A 23,034-nucleotide genomic window follows, 5' to 3' on the forward strand; every position below is an offset into this window, starting at 1 on the left:
GTAATAAGAGAGTTTTCTGTAATAAGAAAAACCACCGCCATCCGCTGAACTGACGCCACAATTGCACGCATTTCATCAAATACGCTACCGAAATAAAAATAACACAAAAACCTGTTTAGTCATTTTTCCTTCCACCGATATTTATTATATGCGAACGGAATGACGCATCACTCAATTTAAATACAGTTGCAGTGTTACATTATAAATACCCGAGGAAATCTCAATGGCACAAGTTATTAATACCAACTCCCTGAGCCTGGTAGCACAGAACAACCTGAATAAATCACAGTCTTCACTGGGTACCGCTATTCAGCGTTTATCTTCCGGCGTGCGTATTAACAGCGCGAAAGACGATGCCGCAGGTCAGGCGATCAGCAACCGTTTCACTTCTAACATCAACGGTCTGACGCAGGCTTCCCGTAACGCCAACGACGGTATCTCCATTGCGCAGACTACCGAAGGCGCACTGAACGAAGTCAACGACAACCTGCAGAACATCCGTCGTCTGGCTGTGCAGTCTCAGAACGGCACCAACTCAGAATCTGACCGCAAGTCCATCCAGGACGAAATCAACGCGCGTCTGGCTGAAATCAACCGTATCTCTGAACAGACTGAGTTCAACGGCGTGAAAGTCCTGAGCTCAGATCAGACCCTGAACATTCAGGTCGGTTCTAATGACGGTCAGACCATCGAAATCAACCTGAGCAAAATGAACTCCACCACCTTAGGGATGGACGGTTTCGATGCTACTAAAGTCGCGACCAAACTGAGTGTCGGTTCTAAACTCAGCGGTGATGCTTCCGGTACTGCAGCCAATGTGGTTCTGGATCAGACTCAGCTGGATGCAATGAAAGATGCAGCATTCAGTGCAGGCGGCTCCGGCGATATCTACTCCACCAAAGACGGCAGCGGCAACACTGTTTACATCGCAGTAGGTAAAGACGCGTCTGGCGCAGATGTGGCGGTTACCATGACTCCAACCTTCAGCGCAGGGTCCGGCGGCGCGGCTGATACGGTGACCTTCGCGAAAGGTGCTGATGCGACTGCCGATCAAATGGCAGGCGTTGGTCAGCTGAAAGCGATTGACGATGCACTGGCACAGGTTGATGAACTGCGCTCCGGTCTGGGTGCGGTACAGAACCGTTTCGATTCTGTTATCAGCAACCTGAACAGCACCGTGAACAACCTGTCTGAATCCCGTTCACGTATCCTCGATGCTGACTTCGCGTCTGAAGTCTCTAACATGAGCCGTGCGAACATCCTGCAGTCTGCAGGCGTGACCGTACTGGCACAGGCTAACCAGGTTCCGCAGAACGTACTGTCTCTGCTGCGCTAAGTCAGTTTGTAATACGCTAGTCAGTCATAGTGTAGTCAGTATCAAATCCCCCCGGTCTTCACGGACCGGGGGGATTTTTTATTGCCGGTAAGATTACAACAGTAAATAAGCTTAATAAAAAACATCAGCAATAAAAAAGGGCGACAGAATACTCTGCCGCCCTTTAATAATATTTCTCACTGTTTACAGACGTTCTTTAATTAACGTTCCGTGTTCAGGCTTCGTGACGTTCTGTTTCAGTATGGAAAACCGACACCATACTTTCCAGCTCACCGGTGCGTTCATCCATCATCACCGTTATCGCCGCTGATTCTTCAACTAACGCCGCATTTTGCTGGGTCACCACATCCATCTGGTTAATGGCCACTGCCACCTGCTGAATCCCCATGTTCTGTTCTTCAGAAGCCTGAGTGATATCCTGCATGATGTTGCTGACTTTACTGACAATTTCAACAATATCGCCAATCGTATCTTTGGCCGTATCGACGCGTTTACTGCCCGCTTCGGTATCCTGAACTGAATGTTCAATCAGCCCGCGGATTTCTTTGGCGGCATCGGCGCTGCGCTGGGCCAGATTACGCACTTCGGTTGCCACGACAGCAAATCCACGCCCCTGCTCACCGGCACGTGCGGCTTCCACCGCCGCGTTCAGGGCAAGAATGTTGGTCTGGCTGGCAATGCCGTCGATCACCTTGATAATGTTCGAAATCTGCGTGGCATGGCTGGCAATCGTGCCCATTGAGCGGACCACATCGACCATGATTTGTGAACCGCTGTCGGCCATCTGTTTTGCTTCGTTAGCAAGATGATTGGCCTCACGGGCATGTGCCGTATTGTTTTCGACCGTGGTTTTGATCTCTTCCATACTGGCCGCAGTCTGTTGCAGGGCGCTGGCCTGTTCTTCGGTTCGCGAAGACAAATCCTGGTTGCCATGGGCAATTTCAACGGCATTATGGCGCAGATTGACTGCCACCCCCTTCACGCCGGAAATGATATTCACCAGCGAAGCGCGCATTTCTTCAATGCTGCTGAACAGTTTACCCATTTCGTTACGGCCATAATCCGGCACCTGACTCGCCAGTTCTCCCTGACTGATTGCCGAAAAGATCGCGGAAGCTTCGGACAAACGGCTGATCACCATGCGGGTGATATAGCGCGAAAGTGAGACATACAAAATCACAAACAACACCACGACAATGGCGATTGTTATCCATAACAGGTCATGTAAAAAATCGGCTCTCTCTTTGTACTGCGTAGTGAGCTTATCGGCTACGGTGTAATAACTGCCGGTGACGGTTTCAAGCTCGGTGATCAAATCATCGGTCTTATCAATCACCGCGGCACTGCCATGAATATCTTTGAAGAACGTCATGTAGGTATCGGTGATCTGCATAAACAGCGCGCCTGCCTTGTCAGATAACTCCTGCGTGTAGGCGTCAGCCTTTTTCTCTTTTACCCACTGATCAATGCTGCGACGGATATTACTGTTATGGGCATTAATGGCGGTAGCCCACTCATCTGATACCTGTTCATTCGACAAAGACGCGGCCTTAAGAAAAAGAACATTACCGCGCATCAGCATTAACTTATACATGGCCTGATCTAATAACTTCACCCGGCTGTTTAAGTTGGTAATATCCTGAAAATTACTGCGAGAAATATCCGATATTTTTAAACTTAATCCCGCAAGAAGGATAAATGAAAAGGCAATAACATAGAGATGGCCCTGGACCATTTTTCTAATACTGATTAATGATAACAAAATAAAGTTCCTGTTAAGTTTCATAACATGAATGTAATAAGCGGTTATGCTTGCTGGCATAATAAACACAGAAAGCCTGACTTTTTAAGAAAGGCTCTCTTGATATAAATAATGATTTTTGGGTTCGCAGCAGCTACTGGCAGACGGTTATTAGTTTGTGATTAAGAACCTGTCATTCAGAACCGGGCATTATTCGTAGGTGGCGTCCGCCATTTTTTCGACAATTTCCATTTCGTCACTGTTCAGCAGTTTTTCGATATCGACCAGGATCAGCATACGGTCATCGAGCGACCCGAGGCCCAGCAGATACTCTGTGGACAGCGTGACGGTGAAGTCCGGTGCGGGTTTGATCTGATCCGCTTTCAGGGAAAGCACGTCAGACACGCCATCAACGACAATGCCCACCACGCGGTTACACAGATTCAACACAATGGTGACGGTATTATCGTTAATTTCCGCAGACTCAAGCTGGAATTTCACCCGCAGATCAATGATCGGCACAATAACGCCGCGAAGATTAGTGATCCCGACAATAAAATCAGGTGAGTTGGCAATACGTGTCGCACGATCGCAACCGCGGATCTCCTGAACTTTGAGGATCTCGATCCCGTATTCTTCATTACCTAATGTGAAGACCAGATATTCCTGATCCACATTCTTTTCGCTAAATTGTTTTTCTGTTCCGGAAAAATGCATGAAATTACCTTACGCAGTAGGGACAAGTTGATTTTTTTTGGCGGCGATCTTTTTATTTTTACTCAGCGTTAAAAGAGCAACCACGTCGAGGATCAATGCGACGCTGCCATCGCCTAATATAGTGGCGGCGGAAATACCCGGCACTTTACGGTAATTAAGCTCAAGGTTTTTCACCACTACCTGATGCTGACCAATAAGCTGATCAACCAGCAAGGCATAGCGGCAACCCGCACTTTCCAGAATGACCGCAATACCGTCGCTGGCCTGGCGGATTTCACTTTCAATATTAAAGACCTGATGCAGCTCAATCAGCGGCAGATATTCGCCGCGCACTAACAGCATCTGTTCATCACCGGCCATATTGTAAAGCGCGCTTTCAGACGGTTTCAGGGATTCCATCACCGTGCCGAGCGGCAGGACATAGATTTCCTCACCCACCCGGACAGACATGCCGTCGAGGATCGCCAGCGTCAGCGGCAGAATGATGCGGATAGTGGTGCCTTTATCCTGCTCAGAATGGATTTCGACATGACCGCCCATTGCCAGAATATTCCGGCGCACCACGTCCATCCCGACGCCACGACCTGAAACATCGGTGACTTTTTCTGCGGTAGAGAACCCGGCCGCAAAAATAAGCATCCAGATTTCTTTGTCGCTCCAGTTTTCACTGACCGCCAGCCCCTGCGAGTGCGCGCGTGCGAGGATCTTCTCGCGGTTCAGCCCCGCGCCATCATCGATCACTTCAATCACAATACTGCCGCCGTGGTGTTCAGCGGACAGGATCAGATTACCTTTTGCCGGTTTGCCTTTCTCCAGCCGCACCTGCGCAGGTTCAATGCCGTGATCCAGACTGTTGCGCACCAGATGCGTCAGCGGATCAATAATGCGTTCGATCAGGCTTTTATCCAGCTCTGCCGATCCGCCGCGCAGCGTCAGTTCGATGTCTTTGTTCAGTTTGCTGCCCAGATCATGAACCAGACGCGGGAAGCGGCTGAACACATATTCCATCGGCATCATGCGGATCGACATCACCGATTCCTGCAAATCACGCGCATTGCGTTCCATTTGCCCGATGCTGCTGATGAGGGTGTCGTGAAGGGTCGGATCCAGCACACCGGAAAGCTGTGACAACATGGCCTGCGTGATGATCAGCTCGCCGACCTGATTAATGATTTGATCTACCTTTTCTACTGCCACACGCAGACTGTTGGACTCGGCAGGCTGTGCGCGTGGTGTGGCTTTAGGCTTTGTCGCGGGAGCCGGCGGCGCGGCGACTGCTTTTTCTGCCAGCGGTTTTTCTTCCGGCTGCGTGTCTTTCTGAGGCATTTCCTGCGCGGGAACGTCTTGCACAGGCGCCACGGAGGTTGCCGGTTTTGCGTTGCCTGCGGTAATCGTAATTTGTCCGGGTTCCAGCACAAAACAGAGTACCGCGAGAATATCGTCGGCACAGACGCCGGTCTGCAACGCAACCTCGAGCGAGTCTTCCCCCTGCTGATGACTCAGCACGTCGCCCAGATTAGCCAGTTCTTCCAGAAGCACGGTTTTATCTGACGCTGAAATCCCGCTCAGTCTGACGTTCAGCATCTCACCGCGGGTTTCAGCACTGACCGGAACCGGCTGCGCTGCCGGTTGTTCAGCTGTTTGTTCAGCAGGTGCTTCTGCGGCAGACGCTGCTGACGTGGCGGACTGTTTATCTTCCAGTGCAATTTGGCGGAGCGCTTCACAGATATAGCGGAAACTTTCCTGGTCAGGCTCTTGCGAGGATTTATACGCATCAAGCTGATCTTGCATAATATCTTTGCTCTCCAGAAACAGATTTATGATGGCGTCAGTGAGCGTCAGCTCTCCCCGTCTGGCGTCATCCAGTAAGTTTTCCATGATGTGCGTCGTTTCCTGCAGAACCGTAAATCCAAAGGTTCCTGCTCCTCCTTTTATCGAGTGAGCGGCACGAAAGATGGCATTCAGCATTTCCTTGTCGGGCGACATGAAATCCAGCTCCAGAAGGTGCCTTTCCATATCGGCCAGGAGCTCATCTGCCTCATCAAAGAAGGTTTGGTAAAAATCGCTGATATCCATTTTTAATGACCTTGTCCCTGAGAAGATTGCTGTAAAGGATTGACGACAACCGAACCGGCAGGCTCAGTCTCAACGCCGCCTGACATTTTTTTCAGTTCAGCTTTAATTTTCTCACTGCCCTGGTTGTCGGTGACCTGCTGCAAAACCGTATCCTCTTCCAGAATCGATTTTTCTTTATTCATGCTGAGAACCAGAATACTGATACGGCGGTTTACCGGATCATCGGGACGCAGATTTTCCAGGCTCATCCTGTCGGCAGTACCAATGACGCGCAGGAATTTATTATCGGCCAGGCCACCGGAGACTAAGGCACGGCGAGAGGCATTGGCACGATCGGAGGAAAGCTCCCAGTTGCCATAACCGGCTTCGCCGTTGGCATAAGGCAGTGAATCCGTATGCCCGGTCAGGCTGATACGGTTGGGCAGTTCATTGAGCACCGGCACCAGCGCCTGAAGAATGCCGCGCATATAAGGCTCAGGCGTTTTACTGCCGACTTTGAACATAGGCCGTTCCTGCGTGTCGATGATCTGGATAAGCAATCCGTCATCGGTCAGGGAAAGGCGCAGGTTAGACTGGAAATCGCTCAGACGAGGATCGTTGTGGATCAGGCTTTCCAGTTTTTCATGGGCGCGTCGTAAATTTTGCGCATTCTTTTGCCTGTCGAGCCGGGTGAGCGTTTGTTTGAATACCTCGCCGTCCTGCTTCATGAAATCATCCCCGCCGCCGGGTATCACGCTGCTGCTCAGACTGGCTTTATCCCCTTTGCCCATCGCCATTTTCAGCGGCATCTTGAAGTAATCCGCGATTTGTTCACGTTGCAAAGGAGTTGAGGATGACAGCAGCCACATGACCAAAAAGAAGGCCATCATGGCCGTCATAAAGTCTGCGTACGCAATTTTCCACGAGCCACCGTGATGGCCGTGTTTATGCTTTTTGCGCTTACGGACAATGATTACCGGACCGGGACTTTTGTTCATGATGGCGTGCTTTCCGAGCTGGCCGAGGACTTCGCTTCGCGCACATGTTCTTCAAGCTCAATAAAGGTTGGACGCTCACTGGAGAACAGCGTTTTACGCCCAAATTCCACCGCAATCTGCGGCGCGTAACCATTCATGCTGGAGAGCAATGTCACCTTGATGCATTGCAGCATTTTGATTTGCTCGGCGCTCTTTTGACGCAGCACAGAGGCCAGCGGCAAGACAAATCCATACGCCAGTAAAATACCGAGGAATGTCCCCACCATCGCGTGAGCGATAAGCTCACCCAGCTCGGCCGCCGGACGGTCAGCGGCTGCCAGCGCATTCACCACGCCCATCACCGCGGCGACGATCCCAAAAGCCGGGAATGCATCACCAATCACGTTCAGGCTGTTAGCCGGGACTTCATGTTCGTGTTCACAGGTTTCGATTTCCTCATCCATCAGCGCTTCGATTTCATACGAATTCATGCTGCCGCTTATCATCAGGCGCAGATAATCGACAACGAAGTTCATCAGTGAGGCATCAGCCAGCAAACGGGGATAAGCGGAAAAAATGGGGCTGTTCTGTGGATCTTCAATATCGCTTTCCAGGTTCATCATGCCGTTCTGTCTGGCTTTGGTCAGCAGCAGAAACATCATGGCCATCAGGTCCATATAAAGCGCTTTGGTGTAACGTGAACTTTGTAATAAATGAGGAAAGGCTTTCAGCGTGGCTTTAATGGATTTGCCGTTATTCCCGACAATAAATGCCCCCACACCTGCCCCCCCGATAATTAACAGTTCAGCCGGCTGATAGAGTGCGCCGAGCTGTCCGCCGGTTATCACGAACCCGCCAAAAACAGTGAGAATAACAACCACGTATCCAATAATGACTAGCACATGTGCTCCTTAAATAATTCAATATCCAGATCTTACCCATGTGTTCAGTAGCCATAAAATTGACATACGGGGAGGCCGTATCACATCGTGGCGACACCAGGTTTCAACAACATTTTTAACGGCTTATTTTAATTTGCCGCAGAACTGGCCGCGTGATCCGTTGAGGAATCGGCCACTTTGCACTTTTTAATGGCGCGCGAAGGCGGACTGCATAAGCTACAGGTAAAAGGATTCTTCGAGTGTTCACTCGTGACAACGAAACCGCCACCGCAAATACAACATTCTGTATGCTCTATAATTCCACAATCGATAAACCGTAATAACGTCCATGCGCGTGTTAAACCCAGTACAGGCTTTTCACCCGGAGGCGTCGGACATTGTTCCAGATATAAGCGATAGGCTTTCACCGTGGCTTCAATCGGGCGACAAGGTTCGGTTTTCTGTATATAAAGATGGATGTTATAGAACATAGATGAATGAATATTTTGCTCCCACGCCATAAACCAGTCTTCGGAAAACGGTAACATGCCTTTCGGGGGCGGACATCCTCTTAACTCTTTGTAAAGACGTAATAATCTTCTGCGACTTAAACTGGTTTCACTCTCCAGCATCTGCATACGGGCACCAAAGGAAATCAGCTGCATGGCAATCTGGACTTCTTTGATTTCTTGTAAAATACTTTTTTCGCTCATAACCACATTCTCCATTAATCCATTAATCCGTTAACCTGGTGTAGGGCTGTTCTCCGAGAGTGAGTTAAGCAGATTGGTGGATAAAATGATCCCTGTATGAATTTGCTGTAAGGCTTCGATACGTGAATCTTTCGTCAGGTTATCGATCACAATTTCGTTATCTACGCGCAGGCGACAAATTAACTGGTTGGTGGAGGCCAGTTTTATCAGTTGCGGCAGAGAAAGTTCTTTCAGTGCATCTATCGTTGCTTCAGTCAGCCCGAGGCGAAATCCTGCAGCAAACTTATCTTCTCTGATCAATTGCTGAGCCAGCAGCAGGTAAGAAAGGTTAATGTCATGAATTCTTTGAAGCTGTTCGTCAACGTTGTCTATATTCATTTTTTCGTTACTCGATCCTTTACGGATTGTCGGTGAAAGGACGTTAATTAATTCGTTGAAAATAAATAATTGAAGCTATAGGTTCAGCAATAACTACCACAAAAGAAGTAGTAAACTATTGATTATTTTTGTCATTACGACGGCTTTGTCATGATGACAAATAATGACATTTCCCCGGTCAGACTCCGCATTCAACCGGCAACATAAGTGTTGTCGCTGACAAATAGGGACTCCCCATCTTACCTCATATTTCAAAGTAAAAATGGCGCTGGAAATCATTATTTGAATAATAACGGTAATGACCTAAAAGCTCAACGCTTCAGAGCGAAAACCTCACTAAGAATTACTTTATCCTTGATATAAACCCCTATTTAATCGCTATACTATAAAAATTTACAAACGTCCTACATAATATTTAAACCGAGTAGGAAAATTCCTACACACTTTATTTAAGCGCATCCATTCTGGCGCGAATTCGTTTGATCGCCTGGCTGTGTAACTGGCTAACCCTTGTTTCCGTGACACCCAAAATAATGCCCACTTCCTTCATGTTCAGTTCCTGCTGATAATACAAATTCAACAACACCTGCTCACGTTCCGGAAGTTCTTTAATCAGCTGGCTCACTTGTTTCGCCAGCTTGCCTTTCATTAATTCATGTAATGGATTGAGCATCTCATGCTGTGCGCCCGGCTGCTCAACATCACTGACGGATTCTTCCTGTAACTCTTCCAGGGAATAGAACTGGCTGCTGTTAGTATCCACTAACATCTGCTGGTATTCTTCCAGCGAAATCCCCATAAAGGCAGCCACTTCCGCCTCTGAAGCGATACCGCCGGTCTGCTGCTCAATCTCCCGAATGGCGGCAGAAATTTCTCTGGCATTAGTGCGGACCCGCCGGGGAACCCAGTCGCGATCGCGTAATTCATCTATCATCGCCCAGCGCACACGTTGAGTGACATAGGTACTCATGCCGATCCCTTTCTTGGGGTCGAACTGGTCAATGGCCGTCAGCATCCCAATTGCACCAGCCTGAATGAGGTCATCCAGCTCTACGCATGCGGGTAATCTGGCCTGTAACCGTAGTGCTTCGTGACGAACTAAATAACGGTATTTCAACCACAACTCGTCCTTTTGCACCACTCCATCATGGGTGTAAATACCATTCACAATTACGATATCCGGCGTATAAAAGGGATAACAATTATTAAGGAATAATCTGAAATCATATAGCCTGATAAGACCGAATTATATTGCGCAATCCGGCTGTTAAATTTCGATCATCCGCCCGAAATCATCACGCTCTGAATTATCACTACCGATATTTGTAAATTAATTAAAATTATAATCGCTGAGATTGATTTAAAACGTCTCCCATTCTTCTCCCTGTAACGCCGGGATAATTTTGGGTATCACTTTGTTACCGGTGGTACTGGCCGTATAAGAGGCTGTCTTTATTTTTTGTTCTCCGTCAGCGGTAACGTCCTTCTCATTGAGAGAAAATTTCCCGACGATTTTTTCCAGAGATTCAGTTTGTGCTTCCAGATTACTGGATGCCAGCGCGGCTTCTTCTACCATCGACGCGTTCTGCTGCGTGACATGATCCATTTCATTGACGGCCTGGGCAATCTGATTAATCCCGGCACTTTGCTCATCAGAGGCTGACGCTATTTCACCCATAATATCGGTGACCTGGGTGACGGAATTAACAATCTCCTTCATTACCCTTCCGGCCTGCTCCACCTGCTGAGAACCGGTGCTCATATTATTGACACAGGTAGTGATCAGCTGGCTGATCTCTTTTGCCGCATCCGCACTGCGTTTTGCCAGATTGCGCACTTCACTGGCCACAACGGCAAAACCACGCCCCTGCTCTCCGGCTCTGGCCGCCTCAACCGCGGCATTCAGCGCCAGTATATTGGTCTGGCTGGCAATGCTGTCGATGACATGGTTGATGTCAGCAATCTGCCGGGAGCTTTTGGTGATCTCCTGCATGATCCCATCAAGGTCAGACACCACATTGCCACCTTTGTGCGCGTTACTGCTCGCGCCTTCGGCCAGCTGACGCGCGGTATGTGCATTGTCGGCATTATGACGCACGGTGGTTTTCAGCTCTTCCATGCTGGCCGCCGTTTCCTGCAACGCCGACGCCTGTTCCTCAGTGCGGGCAGAGAGATTGTTATTACCCTGCGCAATTTCCTGAGCATTCAGGTAAATCTGTTTAACGCCCTGCTGCACGCCGGACACGGTTTCCGTCAGGGAAAGACGCATACTTTCCAGTTCTGCCAGCATCAGCCCCAGTTCATTCGGATTACCGGTTTCAATTTTCTGACGCAGATCACCGCTGGAAATCATCCTGATCGAACGGGAAGTTTGTTCCATCCGCAGCACCAGCGCGTGGCGCACCCAGATACGGTTGGTCACCGTCACGGCAACTGATATCAGCAGGACAATGACAGCCATGATGATCATGTTGTGATAATCGCGATCCGCCTGATCGATATATCCCTGATTCTGCCGGGCTGAAATCGCGGCATAAGTGTCGATTTTATCCCGCAGCGACATGCGCTCATTCCATTCCTGATCCAGCGCGTCAGGTAGCTGAGCCGGGTCAGCGATGTAACGGAGTTTGTCCCGCGACAGGCTGAGCACTTTTTCAAATTGTTTGCTCAGATCACCGGCAGCCTGTTTTTCCTCTTCCGAATTAAACGGCGTCGCCATAAAAGCTTTAATATTGGTTTCCGCCTGCGCGAAAATCCCCTGAACGGTAGTGACTGCCTCAGGATTTACCTGACGATGCAGACTGGTTTCCAGCATCAGGGCGTTCACATGCGCCAGGCCGCCGTTGAGATTAAAGACGGCATGTTGCATCTCAGTGGTGTTGTCCACAGAGGTGGCCATGCGGGCGAAGTTGCTTTTCGCTGACATCGCATTCATCAGACTCAGTCCGGCAATCACCACGATAAATAACGCCAGCGTCGCGATAATGCCGGTAATGCCTGTCGAGATCTTTAATCCTTTAAACATACTGCCCCTCATACGACATCGTAATAACGCAGTGATCGCGCGGATGCTGCCGTTCTCAGTCATGCACGGATTTACATGTTAAAAATATTCATCTTCTGCATGGTCTGGAAAACCATCATTGAGGCATTCAGGCTAAATTCGGCCATTTTTGACTGACTCACCAGCGTGATAAACGTGGAATAATCAGACCCGACAGTCTCTTGCAGGCTGCTTTCCACGTTGATTTGCTGAACCATTGACGTGGCGTTCAGGGCGTCAATTTGCTGAAGATTGGTCCCGACTTCTGCCTGAATCCGCCCTAAATTATCGATGCCTTTTTTGATGGACACGTTCACGCCATCCAGCGTCTTTTGCAGGGCTTCGCGTCCCGCGTCATCGGTAATCGGGGTATTGAGTGCAGCAATGGCGCTGTCGAGCTGGGCAAGCAGGTCGTCCGGCGTTCCGCTCATGAACACGTCACTGCCGGTGTGTCCGACCTGCATTTCCGTGCTGTCAGCCACAATCTGCGTCATGGCCGTATTGCCGCCAATGTAGGTGCCGTCTTTTTCGAACGGCGCGGTTCCGGTGTTATAACCGGCGAAAACGTAGCGGCCATTGCTGTTTTTGGCATTGCCCAGATCCAGCATGTTGTCGCGGATCCCCTGCAGTTCCGTCGCCACCGCCTGACGGTCAGCATCAGACATCGTACCTTTGCCTGCCGCTACGATTTTTTCACTCAGGTTCTTGGTCAGAATATTACCCAGCGAGTTGAGGGTATTATCTTCAAAGTTCAGAGCGTCTTTCGCAAAACCACGGGCCGAATCAAACTGCTTCATATTCGCCAGAGAGTTCTGGTACATGATGGCCTGCGCCGCACCTGACGGGTCATCAGAAGGGTTCAGCAACCGCTGACCTGCGGATAAACGCATACTGATACCGTTAGCGGTATTCATCGAACTGGAGAGGCTGTTGATATTGTTTTGAAACATATACTGAGTGCTAAGGCGCATCACAATCATCCTTAATAGCGTGCCACGCTGCCCGTGACACATTCACGGGTTAGCGGAGACTCAACAGAGTGTCAAAAAGTGTGTTCGCGGCCTGCAACACTTGTGCATTGGCCTGATAATACTGGGTGTACATCTGGATCTTGACCGACTCTTCCATCAGATCCACGCCGGAAACCGACTGCTTTTCCAATTCGATAGCGGCGGTGGCTTTGGACGTTGTTTCGTTATCTGCCTTAAGCGCGGTCATGGAAGAACCGACGGAGCTGACCAGACTGGAATAGGCTTCGGTGAGCGTGCCATTGCCAATCAACGTTTCGGTCTTGATCGCCAGCATATCCTTGATGTTTTCGTTATTGCTCTCTTCGCCGCTTTTACTCGATGCTGCGATCTGGTCGCCTTTGGTAATAGCCACGCTGAGCTTTCCGGCCGCGCCCGCTGTCGGGTTCATCACGAAACTGTCACCCGGCTGAGGCGTTCCCTGCGGTTTGATGGATACCCCTTCAAACTCCAGTTCGCCGTTAGTGCCGACAGTCGGGTTGATGGTTCTGCCATCTGCCGTGGTCACTTCCCAGTCAGTATCGTTCGGGCCTTTGAAGGTTAAGGTGTAATCCTCTGACTTCACTTTGCTGATATCGGAGAAGGACACGTCCAGCGAGCTGTCGCCGGTATTTCCACGGTTTGCCAGTGCGGTCGGGTCAGCAATATTGAAGATGTTACCGCCCGGATTGCCGTCGAGATCGAACCCTGCGGCATTGACCTCGTTGAAGCGGTTAGCCATTTGCAAAGCCAGCTGGTTCAGCTGGTTACGGGCTTCGACCAGATCTTCATTGCGGAATTTAAATAATCCGCCCAGCTTGCCGCCGCTCATTTTGTCTTCATCAAGCAGCATTTTGTTGCCTGAGGCATCGACGTAAGCCACAACCGTTTTGGAAGGATCTTCAGCGGAAACCGACGCTTCAAGCGCATAAGAGCGGTTGCCGTTCACCAGCGGCATACCGTTGGACAGCGTCACGTCCACACGACCCGTGGTGGTGTTTTCGTTGACCTTGATGCCCACCTGCGTGCTCAGGCGTTCTAACAATGCATCGCGCTGATCGAGCAGATCAGCCGGAAGATCGCCGGTGCGTCCGTGGATCTTGGCGATTTCGTCATTGAGTTTTGCGAGCTGTTTGGCATCGGCGTTGATGTCAGAAACACTCTGAGAAATTTGGGTGTTGGTGCTTTTTTCCAGCCCGTTGAGGGTATTGCTCTTGGTATTGAACTGGTAAGAAATCGCCTTGAACTGGGATAAAGCTCCCTGACGCGCAGCCTGACTGACCGGATCGGCGCTCATTTCCTCAAGCGATTTAAAGATGCTGTTCAGCGAGGTGGAGATGTTGCTGGTGTTATCACCCAGCATATTATCAATCTGGGTCAGCTGCTGATAACGCCCGACCTGGCTTGATGATTCTGTGTACGCGCCGCGCAGCTGGTTATTCACAAATCCGTTATAAGCGCGCTGAACGCCATTCACCTGAACCCCGTAACCGAAGTAGCCGGAACCGGTGGTTCTGCCGCCCGCTTCGCCCAGAATAATACTCTGTCGGCTGTAGCCTGACGTTAAGGCATTGTTCATATTGTTGCCCACGACATTCATCGCTGCCTGTGCTGAGCTGAGCCCGCTCTGAGCCAGATTAAAAAGATTCATAAATCACCAACATTGTGTTCTTGGCTAAAGTTGTTAGCGCCTTTGTCCAGAATTATTCTCTAGGAAAATTCGCACCTGTTTAATCTATCGGTACTTCGAAAATAAACTAAAACGCCGAAAGCTAAAAAATTGAAGAAAGATCGGTTTTATAGGCATTCACGCCCTGACTGATATTTCCTTTCACCTGATTAATGATGTTGATCAATTTTTTCGCATACGCCGGATCGGTGGCATATCCGCCTGACTGCAGGGCGTGCGCCGCCCTTTCCGGTGAGCCGGAACGCGCAACATTTTGATAACGTGGATTATTCGTCAGAAGAGACGTGTAATCGGCCAGCGCTTCAGAATAAGACGGATATACGCGAAACGCGGCTTTGACCTTTTGCGCCGTGCCGTTGACAAACTCGGTGGTGGTTATTTCTGTCGATTCACCTTTCCAGTCCGGCGTGGCTTTTATTCCGAATAAGTTATGACTTGGTTTACCATTTGTTGTGGTAATTTCTTTATTTCCCCAGCCTGACTCCAGCGCCGCCTGGGCAATAATCAGCTGATGCGGAATACCACTTTTCTTTGCCGCCGCTATTGCCGGTTCAAGCATCCGGGAAATAAAGTGGCTGTTTTTCTCTGTTCCCCGGGAATATTGCGCCGCGCTCAGGCTTTCAGATGTCATCTGCTCAGACCGGCTCAGCGGGACGCGGGACGCATACCCGCCGCCGTTGAGCACATAAGGTGCCGGAGCAACACCGGGTGTATTCGTCACCGGCGTCACTTCTCCCCCCATTTGTCTGACCATCAGGTCGGCAAACCCCATTTTGCTTTGCGAGGCAATGTCCTGAGAGATCTGCTGGTCATACATGGAGGTGAACATATCCGACTGCTGGCTGTTCAGCAGGCCATCCTTAAAAGAGGCGTCGCGCATACTTTTAAGCATCATCTGGATAAACATGCCTTCCATCTGCTTAGCCGCCGCTTTGATCCCTTCCTGCGAATTACTTTTAACTTCGCGCTTCAGGGCATCAAGGCCGCGGACATCAAACGCCGCACCGGAAGTCAGCGGTGAGCTGCTCATCAGTTGGTCTCCAGTTTGGCGCGCAGACAACCGGCACTTTTCATCGACTGCAAAATCGACATCAGATCATTCGGCGTCGCGCCCAGGCTGTTCAGCGCACGGACTACATTATTGAGATCAGCACTGGTATTCACCCGTTGCAGCGAACCATTTTGCTCACGTACGGAGATCTGCGTATTCGGTGTCACCACCGTCTGACCGCCGCCGAAAGGTGTATCCGGCTGACTGACCTGATTGCTGCGCGAGACTTCGACGGTCAGATCACCCTGCGCCACCGCACAAGCGTCCAGCGTCACATGGCGGTTCATCACCACCGAACCGGTGCGGGAGTTGACGATCACTTTGGCATCCATAATGCCGATACGGATCGGGATGTTCTGCACATCGGCCAGGAAGCGCACTTTGGCGGCACTGCCGGACGGGGCAAACAACTTCACGGTGCGCGAGTCTTCCGCTACGGCGGTTGAACCCCCGAAGCGGCGGTTAATCTCATCACTGATCTGCTGGGCGACGGTGAAATCATCATCGTTAAGTTGCAGGCGCAGCGTATTTTCCTGAGCAAAACTGGCCGGCACTTCACGTTCTACCGTGGCGCCGCCGCTGATGCGCGCGCCGTTAAGCTGATTGGTCTGCACACGGCTGCCGCCGCTTTGCGCCCCCGCACCGGAGACCAGTAAATTCCCCTGCGCCAGCGCATAAATTTGGTTATCCACACCCTTGAGTGGCGTCATTAATAATGTGCCGCCACGCAGGCTTTTCGCGTTACCCAGCGAAGACACCACCACGTCGATTTTCTCGCCCGGACGTGCGAAAGGAGGCAAATCAGTGGTCACCATGACCGCCGCCACATTTTTCAGCTGCATGTTGGTGCCTGCGGGCACGGTGATCCCCAGCTGGGACAACATATTGCTCAGGCTTTGGGTAGTGAAAGGCGTTTGCATGGTCTGGTCGCCGGTGCCGTCAAGGCCGACCACCAGCCCGTAACCCATCAGGGAATTGCTGCGAATACCCTGAATCGACGTTAAATCGCGAATACGCTCTGCCTGTACATTCTGCGGCATGATGAAAATCAGGCCACAGAACAGCGTCAGGCACAGCGAGAGAAATGAAGTTTTCATAACTGTCGTCTGTTAACCATTAATAAGGAGATAAATTCAGGAACAGACGCTGTAACCAGCCCATCTGTTGCGCTTCGTTGATGTAGCCGTTACCGACGTATTCGATGCGGGCGTCCGCCACCTGAGTGGAGATAACCGTGTTACTGCTGCTGATGGTCCGCGGGTTAACCACACCGGAGAAACGGATGAACTCCGTTCCCTGATTGATGGCGATTTGCTTCTCGCCCACGACTTTCAGGTTGCCGTTTTCCAGCAGTTGCTGAACGGTGACGGTGATCGTGCCGCTGAAGGTGTTTTTCGCCGCAGCGCCGCCTTTGCCGGAGAAATCATTTTTGCCACTGATCGAGGTCGCTGCGCGGTCACCGCCCAGTAAACCGGCCAGCATACCGGGCACCGCATCAACAGAAAGGTCGGTGGATCCGCCACGGTTGGCATTGGCCGAAGAACTTTTGCTCGCGCTGACATTTTCCTGCAGCACAATGGTCAGCGTGTCGCCCACGTTGCGGGGTCTGCGGTCTTCAAACATCGGCTGATAGCCGTAGCTCATCGCCTGCCCGGTTTGAAATACAGACCCGTTAGCGGTAGTGGTGGCTGCCGCCGCCGGACTGGCTGTCGTGACGCCATCGACTAAAGGTTTGTGAGGAAGATAAGCGCATCCCGTCAGAAGCAACGTCAGCGCACCGGCCGCGATCAGCTGGCTGGCGGCACGTGTGCGGTTCGGCAACAGGACGGGATACAGAGAAGAAAGCTGGTTTTTCATTTCATCCACTACAGGCTTAAGCAGCCATAAAGCGGCCCCCGTCTGCAGGACAGAGGCCGGGCGTATGGGTGCTTTGAGGCTTCTAAATACGATTAAGGTTTAAAAACGATTCGGGCTTAAACAGGAGTCAGGTTTAAACAGGATTCAGGTTTAAACAGAATTAAAGTTTAAACAGAATTAAAGTTGTGTGAGGCGTTGCAACATCTGGTCGGACGTTGAAACGGCTTTACTGTTAATTTCGTAGGCTCGCTGAGTCTGGATCATGTTGACCAGCTCTTCCGCCACGTTAACGTTTGAGGTTTCGACATAGCCCTGTTTCAGGGTGCCGCCCCCGTTCAGACCGGGCGTTGTTTCGTTCGGCGCGCCGGAAGCCTGGGTTTCGCGGTAAAGGTTTTCACCGATACTTTCCAGACCGGAATCATTGATGAACGTGCTTAACGTCAGCTGCCCGACCTGTTGCGGCGCCGTCTGTCCCGGTACGGTGACGCTCACGATGCCGTCGTTGCCGACGGTCAGGGTGTCAGCATCTTGCGGAATGGTGATCGCAGGCTGAACCTGATACCCGCTGGCGGTGACCAGCTGACCGTTCTGATCAAACTGGAATGACCCGTCGCGGCTGTAACCGGTGGTGCCATCGGGCAGCAACACCTGGAAGAACCCGTGACCTTCGATCGCCAGATCCTTACTGTTATTGGTTTGCGTCAGGCTACCCTGGCTGTGAATACGCTCGGTTGCCACGGGACGAACACCGGTACCCAGCTGCAAACCGGAAGGAATGGTGGTCTGCTCGGAAGACTGAGCACCGGGCTGGCGCAGGGTCTGATAAAGCAAATCTTCAAACACCGCACGCTGGCGTTTGAAACCGTTGGTGCTCACGTTTGCCAGGTTATTGGAGATGACATCCATGTTGGTCTGTTGTGCTTCAAGACCTGTTTTGGCAATCCATAAAGAACGGATCATGCTGAATTTCCTCTTAGCCCATGCTCAGTAGCTGGTTAGCTTTCTTTTCGTTGTCATCCACTGCACTGATGACTTTCATGTTCATATCAAAGCCGCGTGCGGTCGCAATCATGTCCACCATCGATTTAGCGGGATTGACGTTGCTGCTTTCCAGCGCGCCCGGGATCAGCTGTAAATCAGGATCCGCAGGAAGCTGAGCCAGCCCGGCGTTTGGCGATTGTGGAGAGATATGGAACAACCCGTCATCGCCGTGCGTCAGATCCTGAAGGGGTGAATTCACCATCTTCAGTCTGCCCACCTGCGCCAGTGCGGTCGGTTCATCACCGGCACCGAGTGCGGTGATCGTCCCGTCCGGCGCAATGGTCAGTTCAGACTGCGGTGGCACGTTAATCTGGCCACCGTCGCCGAGAACCGGCATTCCTCTGATGCTCAGCAGACCTTCGCTGTCGACGGCAATATTGCCCGCGCGGGTGTAAGCCTCAGTACCGTCCGGCAAGGCGACCGCCAGCCAGCCATTTTGTGGCAGGGCAACGTCGAGATTGCGTCCGGTCTGGTTGATGGCGCCCATCGAATCGTCGTGGTAAGGCGTGGATTCCGTCACCAGCGTACGGGTGGCGACGGACGGACCATTGACCGGCACGGCGCGGAAAGCCGCGAGCTGTGCCCGAAATCCGGTCGTGGTGGCATTCGCCAGGTTATTTGACGTGACGGCCTGACGGTTGAGGGCGGCATTTGCCGCGCCCATGGCGGTATATATTGCGCGATCCATAGCAGCAGCCTTTAGCCCAGATTAGCCAGGATCTGAAGGAGTTCAGACTGGGTTTTGATGGTCTGCGAGTTGGACTGATAGTTGCGCTGATAGACGATCATGTTGACCATCTCTTTGCTCAGATCCACGTTGGAAGACTCAAGCTTGTTGCCCAGCAGGTTCCCCAGATTCCCGGTGCCGGCCACGCCGGTAGAAGGCTGACCAGATTCCGGCGTTTCTGCCCAGGTGTTGTCACCTTTGGACGTCAGACCGCCCGGGTTGGTGAAGTTTGACAGCACCACCTGACCGATCAGCTGTGACTGACCGTTGCTGTAGCTTGCAATCACCTGACCGTTATCACCAACCATATAGCCGTTCATCATACCCGGCGCGTAACCGGTGGTGGTCGGGCTGCCCATGTCCGTATCCGACGCCTGCTGGGTCATTCCGTCCATATCCAGATCGAAATTCAGCGGTGCGCCGCCGTTATAACCAGCACCCTGAATGCTTAATTTCGCCGGATTGGTGGTCAGCTGACCTGCGGTATCGAAAGATAAACCGAGTTCCTGATAGACCGGCTCACCCTGATCATTCAGATTTGGCGAGGTGGTATCACTGGAATAGGCTTTCCATTCGTTGTCACCGGTTTTGACGTAATACACGTTAATGGTGTGCTTGTTACCGAGGCTGTCGTAGGCGTCCAGCTGAGTCACAGAGTTGTAGCTTTTATTATCCGCAGGATCGAACGGGTTCGCGGTCTGATCGATGACCTTGCTGCCCGAATCCAGGTTGCCTTTCAGGGTACCGGCGTCAGAAGCGCGCGCGGGCATCTGACCATTTGGGATCTGAATCGGGCCGACAGCCGCACCCGGCTGAATGGCTGGCGGGTTTCCGGTGGCCTGATAACCGGTCAGGAACATGCCCTGGTTGTTGACGATATAACCGTTTTCGTCCTGTTTGAACTGTCCGTTACGGCTGTAGAAAATGCTGCCGGATTCACTGGCCAGACGGAAGAAACCGTTGCCCTGGATACCCATATCCAGATCACTGTTACCCATCCCGAGTACGCCATCGCTGAAGTTCTGGTTTACTGAGGAAACCTGTACACCCATCCCGATTTGAGAACCGGCAAAGACATCAGCAAACGCAATGGAGCCGGATTTGAAGCCCACAGTCTGGGAGTTCGCAATGTTATTACCGACCACATCGAGGGCCTGAGAAGCTGCGGTTAACCCGCTGAGACCTTGTGAAAAACTCATTGTTATTCTTCCTGAACACTAATAAATGAAATATGAAGACCTGATCACTCAATCAAATACACTTTGCCAATCGGCGCGGTTCCGTCCAGCCCCAGCTGGAGCTGAGCGCCGCCATTGGTGAAGGACACGCTTTCAACGGTGCCTTTTTTCAGTGACGTGACTTTTGGCACACTGCCGTTTTCGTTGGAGGCGGTGAAAGTCACCTTAAAGATGCTGGTCTCATCAACGGTCGGATCGGAGGGCTTAAAGTTCTCCAGATCGTCCAGTGAATATTTATTGGGACCGGCTTTTGCCCCTTTCACATCCGCGGTATAGGCGTTGCCCTGCTCATCCGTCAGGGTGACGGTCACCTTGTCGGCATCCGAATCGAGGCTGAAGCCGAAATCTTTATTCCCGCCTTCTTTGTTGGAAACGGTGGAATCGCCTTCGATATACACGGTGCGTCCGACCCATTGCGCGGCGTTCATCTGCTGCATGCTGTTGACGATCAGACCCACGTCACCCAGGGTGCTGTTAAGCTTCTCGACGCCCGCGGCGGTGTTAAATTGCGCCAGCTGAGAGGTCAGCTGGTTGTTATCCATCGGATTAGTGGGATCCTGGTTCTGCATCTGCGCGACCAGAAGTTCCATGAAACTCTGCGACAGGTCAGCCGCGCTGCTGCCCGTGCCTGTCGACGTCGGGGAAGATGAACCATTATTCATTACCGGTGAAACAGCCATGGCGTTGTCCCTTATTGACCCAGCGTTAATGTTTTCAACATCATCGATTTGGCCGTGTTCATCACTTCAACGTTGGCCTGATAACTGCGGGAGGCTGAAATCGTGTTCACCATTTCGTTCACCACATTCACATTGGGCATACGGACATAACCCTTAGCATCTGCCAGCGGATTTGACGGCTCATACACCAGACGATCCGGCTCATTACTTTCCACCACATCGCTGACGCGAACGCCGCCAATTTCCTGACCCGGCGCACTGTTCACCTGAAATACCACCTGACGGGCGCGGTAAGGCTGACCATCCGGCCCGACAACGCTGTCGGCGTTGGCCATATTGCTGGCGCTGACGTTCAGACGTTTAGACTGGGCCGCCATGGCGGAACCTGAAATATCAAAAATACTCATCGTAGACATGACAATAATTAACCCTGGCCAATGACACTCATCATGCCTTTAATTTGCCCACCCAAAACGGTCAGGCTGGTCTGATATTTCATGTTGTTATCAGCAAAACTGATACGCTCACGATCCATATCAACAGTATTTCCATCAGCACTTGGCTGATCGGGAATACGATAAAGCAGCTGTCCGTTATCTATTGCCGGTGCCACAGCGGGAATATGCGATCCTGACGTTAATGACAAGGTCAGAGGACCCTGTACTGGCGTATTTCTTTCCACCGCACTTTTTAACTGTTCAGAGAAATCAATATCCCGGGCTAAATATCCCGGCGTATCGGCATTAGCAATGTTTGAAGCCAATATATTCTGACGTTGAGTCAGTAAGCCCAGCGCTTCCTGCTGGAAACGTAGCGCATTATCGAGTTTATCAAGCATGAAGAAACAACCCTCTGCCTTATGAAAATTAACTCATACATTCTATTGGCGAATGATTCAATTTTATACTGTGATGATATGACAAAAATAAGCGCATTTAGCGGGATGGATTTTTCGTGCTTATTTTCACAAAGCAATCCATTAAATTGGCATCACAAATTCGCGCATTTAACACGTTAATAAACGCAATTTCTGGCTTATACTTTGAGCCGTCAAAAGTTGTTGGAAAAGGGATCCGCCCTGCGTTATATAATATAAGGTCAGTACACATCATGTTTTTTCCCCGCCCTCTTTATACTGCGGCAATTTCATTATTAAGCCTTATATTTTATTTACCCGCTTTTGATGCCATTGCCGCTACGCCGTCTGTTGAGACGCTTAAAACACACATTACTGCGCTCGTGAATAGCCATAATGAAAGACCGTCGGACAGCGCCATTACCCGCACCATAAAGATTCTGACGCCCGCTGAACAACTGTCATCCCTTTGCGCTACGCCGGAATTATCCGTAGCAGGCAACAACCGGCGTCTGACCGGGAATAAAAGCATCATTGCGCAGTGCGGAAACAAACGTAAATTTATTCAGATTTCAGTGCAGGCGCAGGGAACCTGGTGGACGGCTCGTCACGGGATTAAACCCGGCAGCGTGATTGATGCGAATGATATTGAGCCGCGCAGCGGATCGCTGGACAGACTCCCCGCCGGGCTGATTTTCGACCGGGAGAGCATTGTCGGCCAGACCGCCACGCGCACTATCAATAAAGGCCAGCCGGTGGTGGAAAATCAGCTCCGCAAAGGCTGGTCTGTGGTTTCCGGCCAGGAAGTGGACGTGTTAGCCACCGGTGAAGGGTTTCAGATCCGCATAAAAGCCAAGGCGCTGGACAGTGCCGCAGCAGGCCAGCCGGTGAGACTGAGCACACGTTCAGGGCAAATTGTGACCGGTACGGTGACCCCGGACGGAAAAGTGCATATTAATTTAAAAGAATAGCTTTAGTTATTTTGGCAGCCACCGATATTTTAGATATACCGTGAGGTCACCAGAACAACGAATGTAGAGGAACAC

The 23,034-nt window shown here is 51.1% G+C and carries 22 protein-coding genes; 2 read left to right on the top strand and 20 right to left on the bottom strand.

The annotated features are described in order from the left end of the window. Positions 1-223 precede the first annotated feature (223 nt). The gene (locus ACM615_RS12975) at positions 224-1,336 is read left to right on the top strand and encodes a FliC/FljB family flagellin (protein WP_159282329.1); all 1,113 of its coding nucleotides are present in this window, start codon (positions 224-226) and stop codon (positions 1,334-1,336) included. Positions 1,337-1,550: 214 nt separating this feature from the next. Here ACM615_RS12975 and ACM615_RS12980 read toward each other — a convergent pair whose 3' ends face one another. The 20 genes from ACM615_RS12980 to flgB all read right to left on the bottom strand — a co-directional run bounded on the left by ACM615_RS12980 (position 1,551) and on the right by flgB (position 21,970). Further along, on the bottom strand, positions 1,551-2,876 hold the full coding sequence (locus tag ACM615_RS12980) for a methyl-accepting chemotaxis protein (RefSeq protein ID WP_431012005.1): 1,326 nt from the start codon (positions 2,874-2,876) through the stop codon (positions 1,551-1,553). 411 nt (positions 2,877-3,287) lie between these two features. Further along, positions 3,288-3,794, bottom strand: coding sequence for a chemotaxis protein CheW (gene cheW / locus ACM615_RS12985; protein WP_112287685.1), 507 nt, complete (start codon positions 3,792-3,794; stop codon positions 3,288-3,290). Between the two features lie 9 nt (positions 3,795-3,803). After that, positions 3,804-5,870, bottom strand: coding sequence for a chemotaxis protein CheA (gene cheA / locus ACM615_RS12990; RefSeq protein WP_113877442.1), 2,067 nt, complete (start codon positions 5,868-5,870; stop codon positions 3,804-3,806). Between the two features lie 2 nt (positions 5,871-5,872). Then, complete coding sequence (motB, locus tag ACM615_RS12995) at positions 5,873-6,847, bottom strand: flagellar motor protein MotB (protein ID WP_113877441.1); 975 nt, start codon at positions 6,845-6,847, stop codon at positions 5,873-5,875. After that, the gene (gene motA, locus ACM615_RS13000; protein ID WP_112287688.1) at positions 6,844-7,728 is read right to left on the bottom strand and encodes a flagellar motor stator protein MotA; all 885 of its coding nucleotides are present in this window, start codon (positions 7,726-7,728) and stop codon (positions 6,844-6,846) included. Before motA ends, motB begins: the two co-directional genes overlap by 4 nt. Before the next feature lie 128 nt (positions 7,729-7,856). Then, complete coding sequence (flhC, locus tag ACM615_RS13005; protein WP_112287689.1) at positions 7,857-8,420, bottom strand: flagellar transcriptional regulator FlhC; 564 nt, start codon at positions 8,418-8,420, stop codon at positions 7,857-7,859. A 30-nt stretch (positions 8,421-8,450) separates the two neighbouring features. Further along, positions 8,451-8,798 carry a flagellar transcriptional regulator FlhD gene (flhD, locus tag ACM615_RS13010; RefSeq protein WP_369920668.1) on the bottom strand — a complete coding sequence of 116 codons (348 nt, stop codon included), beginning with the start codon at positions 8,796-8,798 and terminating at the stop codon, positions 8,451-8,453. Between the two features lie 445 nt (positions 8,799-9,243). After that, positions 9,244-9,966, bottom strand: coding sequence for an RNA polymerase sigma factor FliA (locus tag ACM615_RS13015; RefSeq protein ID WP_113877438.1), 723 nt, complete (start codon positions 9,964-9,966; stop codon positions 9,244-9,246). A gap of 192 nt (positions 9,967-10,158) precedes the next feature. Further along, on the bottom strand, positions 10,159-11,823 hold the full coding sequence (locus tag ACM615_RS13020) for a methyl-accepting chemotaxis protein (protein WP_431012006.1): 1,665 nt from the start codon (positions 11,821-11,823) through the stop codon (positions 10,159-10,161). A 71-nt stretch (positions 11,824-11,894) separates the two neighbouring features. Next, positions 11,895-12,812 carry a flagellar hook-associated protein FlgL gene (gene flgL / locus ACM615_RS13025; RefSeq protein WP_120163770.1) on the bottom strand — a complete coding sequence of 306 codons (918 nt, stop codon included), beginning with the start codon at positions 12,810-12,812 and terminating at the stop codon, positions 11,895-11,897. Between the two features lie 49 nt (positions 12,813-12,861). Next, positions 12,862-14,499, bottom strand: coding sequence for a flagellar hook-associated protein FlgK (flgK, locus tag ACM615_RS13030; protein WP_431012007.1), 1,638 nt, complete (start codon positions 14,497-14,499; stop codon positions 12,862-12,864). 121 nt (positions 14,500-14,620) lie between these two features. Further along, positions 14,621-15,568 carry a flagellar assembly peptidoglycan hydrolase FlgJ gene (gene flgJ / locus ACM615_RS13035; protein WP_113877434.1) on the bottom strand — a complete coding sequence of 316 codons (948 nt, stop codon included), beginning with the start codon at positions 15,566-15,568 and terminating at the stop codon, positions 14,621-14,623. After that, positions 15,568-16,629 (bottom strand): flagellar basal body P-ring protein FlgI, encoded by a 1,062-nt coding sequence (locus ACM615_RS13040; protein ID WP_238484712.1) that lies wholly within the window; start codon positions 16,627-16,629, stop codon positions 15,568-15,570. The genes flgJ and ACM615_RS13040 overlap by 1 nt, the downstream gene beginning before the upstream one ends. 76 nt (positions 16,630-16,705) lie before the next feature. Beyond that, positions 16,706-17,446, bottom strand: coding sequence for a flagellar basal body L-ring protein FlgH (locus tag ACM615_RS13045; protein WP_112287751.1), 741 nt, complete (start codon positions 17,444-17,446; stop codon positions 16,706-16,708). Between the two features lie 177 nt (positions 17,447-17,623). Then, positions 17,624-18,406: a flagellar basal-body rod protein FlgG gene (flgG, locus tag ACM615_RS13050; protein WP_129639238.1), complete on the bottom strand. Its 783-nt coding sequence runs from the start codon at positions 18,404-18,406 to the stop codon at positions 17,624-17,626. 13 nt (positions 18,407-18,419) lie between these two features. Then, positions 18,420-19,175 (bottom strand): flagellar basal body rod protein FlgF, encoded by a 756-nt coding sequence (locus tag ACM615_RS13055; RefSeq protein ID WP_120163766.1) that lies wholly within the window; start codon positions 19,173-19,175, stop codon positions 18,420-18,422. 11 nt (positions 19,176-19,186) lie between these two features. After that, entirely contained in the window at positions 19,187-20,413 is a 1,227-nt protein-coding gene (gene flgE / locus ACM615_RS13060) for a flagellar hook protein FlgE (protein ID WP_129639239.1), read from the bottom strand. Between the two features lie 44 nt (positions 20,414-20,457). Then, positions 20,458-21,132 (bottom strand): flagellar hook assembly protein FlgD, encoded by a 675-nt coding sequence (locus ACM615_RS13065; protein WP_113877430.1) that lies wholly within the window; start codon positions 21,130-21,132, stop codon positions 20,458-20,460. Positions 21,133-21,143: 11 nt separating this feature from the next. Beyond that, on the bottom strand, positions 21,144-21,548 hold the full coding sequence (gene flgC / locus ACM615_RS13070; protein ID WP_112287700.1) for a flagellar basal body rod protein FlgC: 405 nt from the start codon (positions 21,546-21,548) through the stop codon (positions 21,144-21,146). A gap of 8 nt (positions 21,549-21,556) precedes the next feature. Beyond that, positions 21,557-21,970 (bottom strand): flagellar basal body rod protein FlgB, encoded by a 414-nt coding sequence (gene flgB, locus ACM615_RS13075; RefSeq protein WP_431012008.1) that lies wholly within the window; start codon positions 21,968-21,970, stop codon positions 21,557-21,559. A 272-nt stretch (positions 21,971-22,242) separates the two neighbouring features. Here flgB and flgA point away from each other — a divergent pair, with 272 nt between their 5' ends. After that, the gene (gene flgA / locus ACM615_RS13080) at positions 22,243-22,959 is read left to right on the top strand and encodes a flagellar basal body P-ring formation chaperone FlgA (RefSeq protein ID WP_113877428.1); all 717 of its coding nucleotides are present in this window, start codon (positions 22,243-22,245) and stop codon (positions 22,957-22,959) included. Positions 22,960-23,034: the final 75 nt, after the last annotated feature.

Origin of the sequence: Rahnella sp. PAMC25617 (assembly GCF_050606005.1) — a bacterium.
Lineage (GTDB): Bacteria > Pseudomonadota > Gammaproteobacteria > Enterobacterales > Enterobacteriaceae > Rahnella > Rahnella variigena.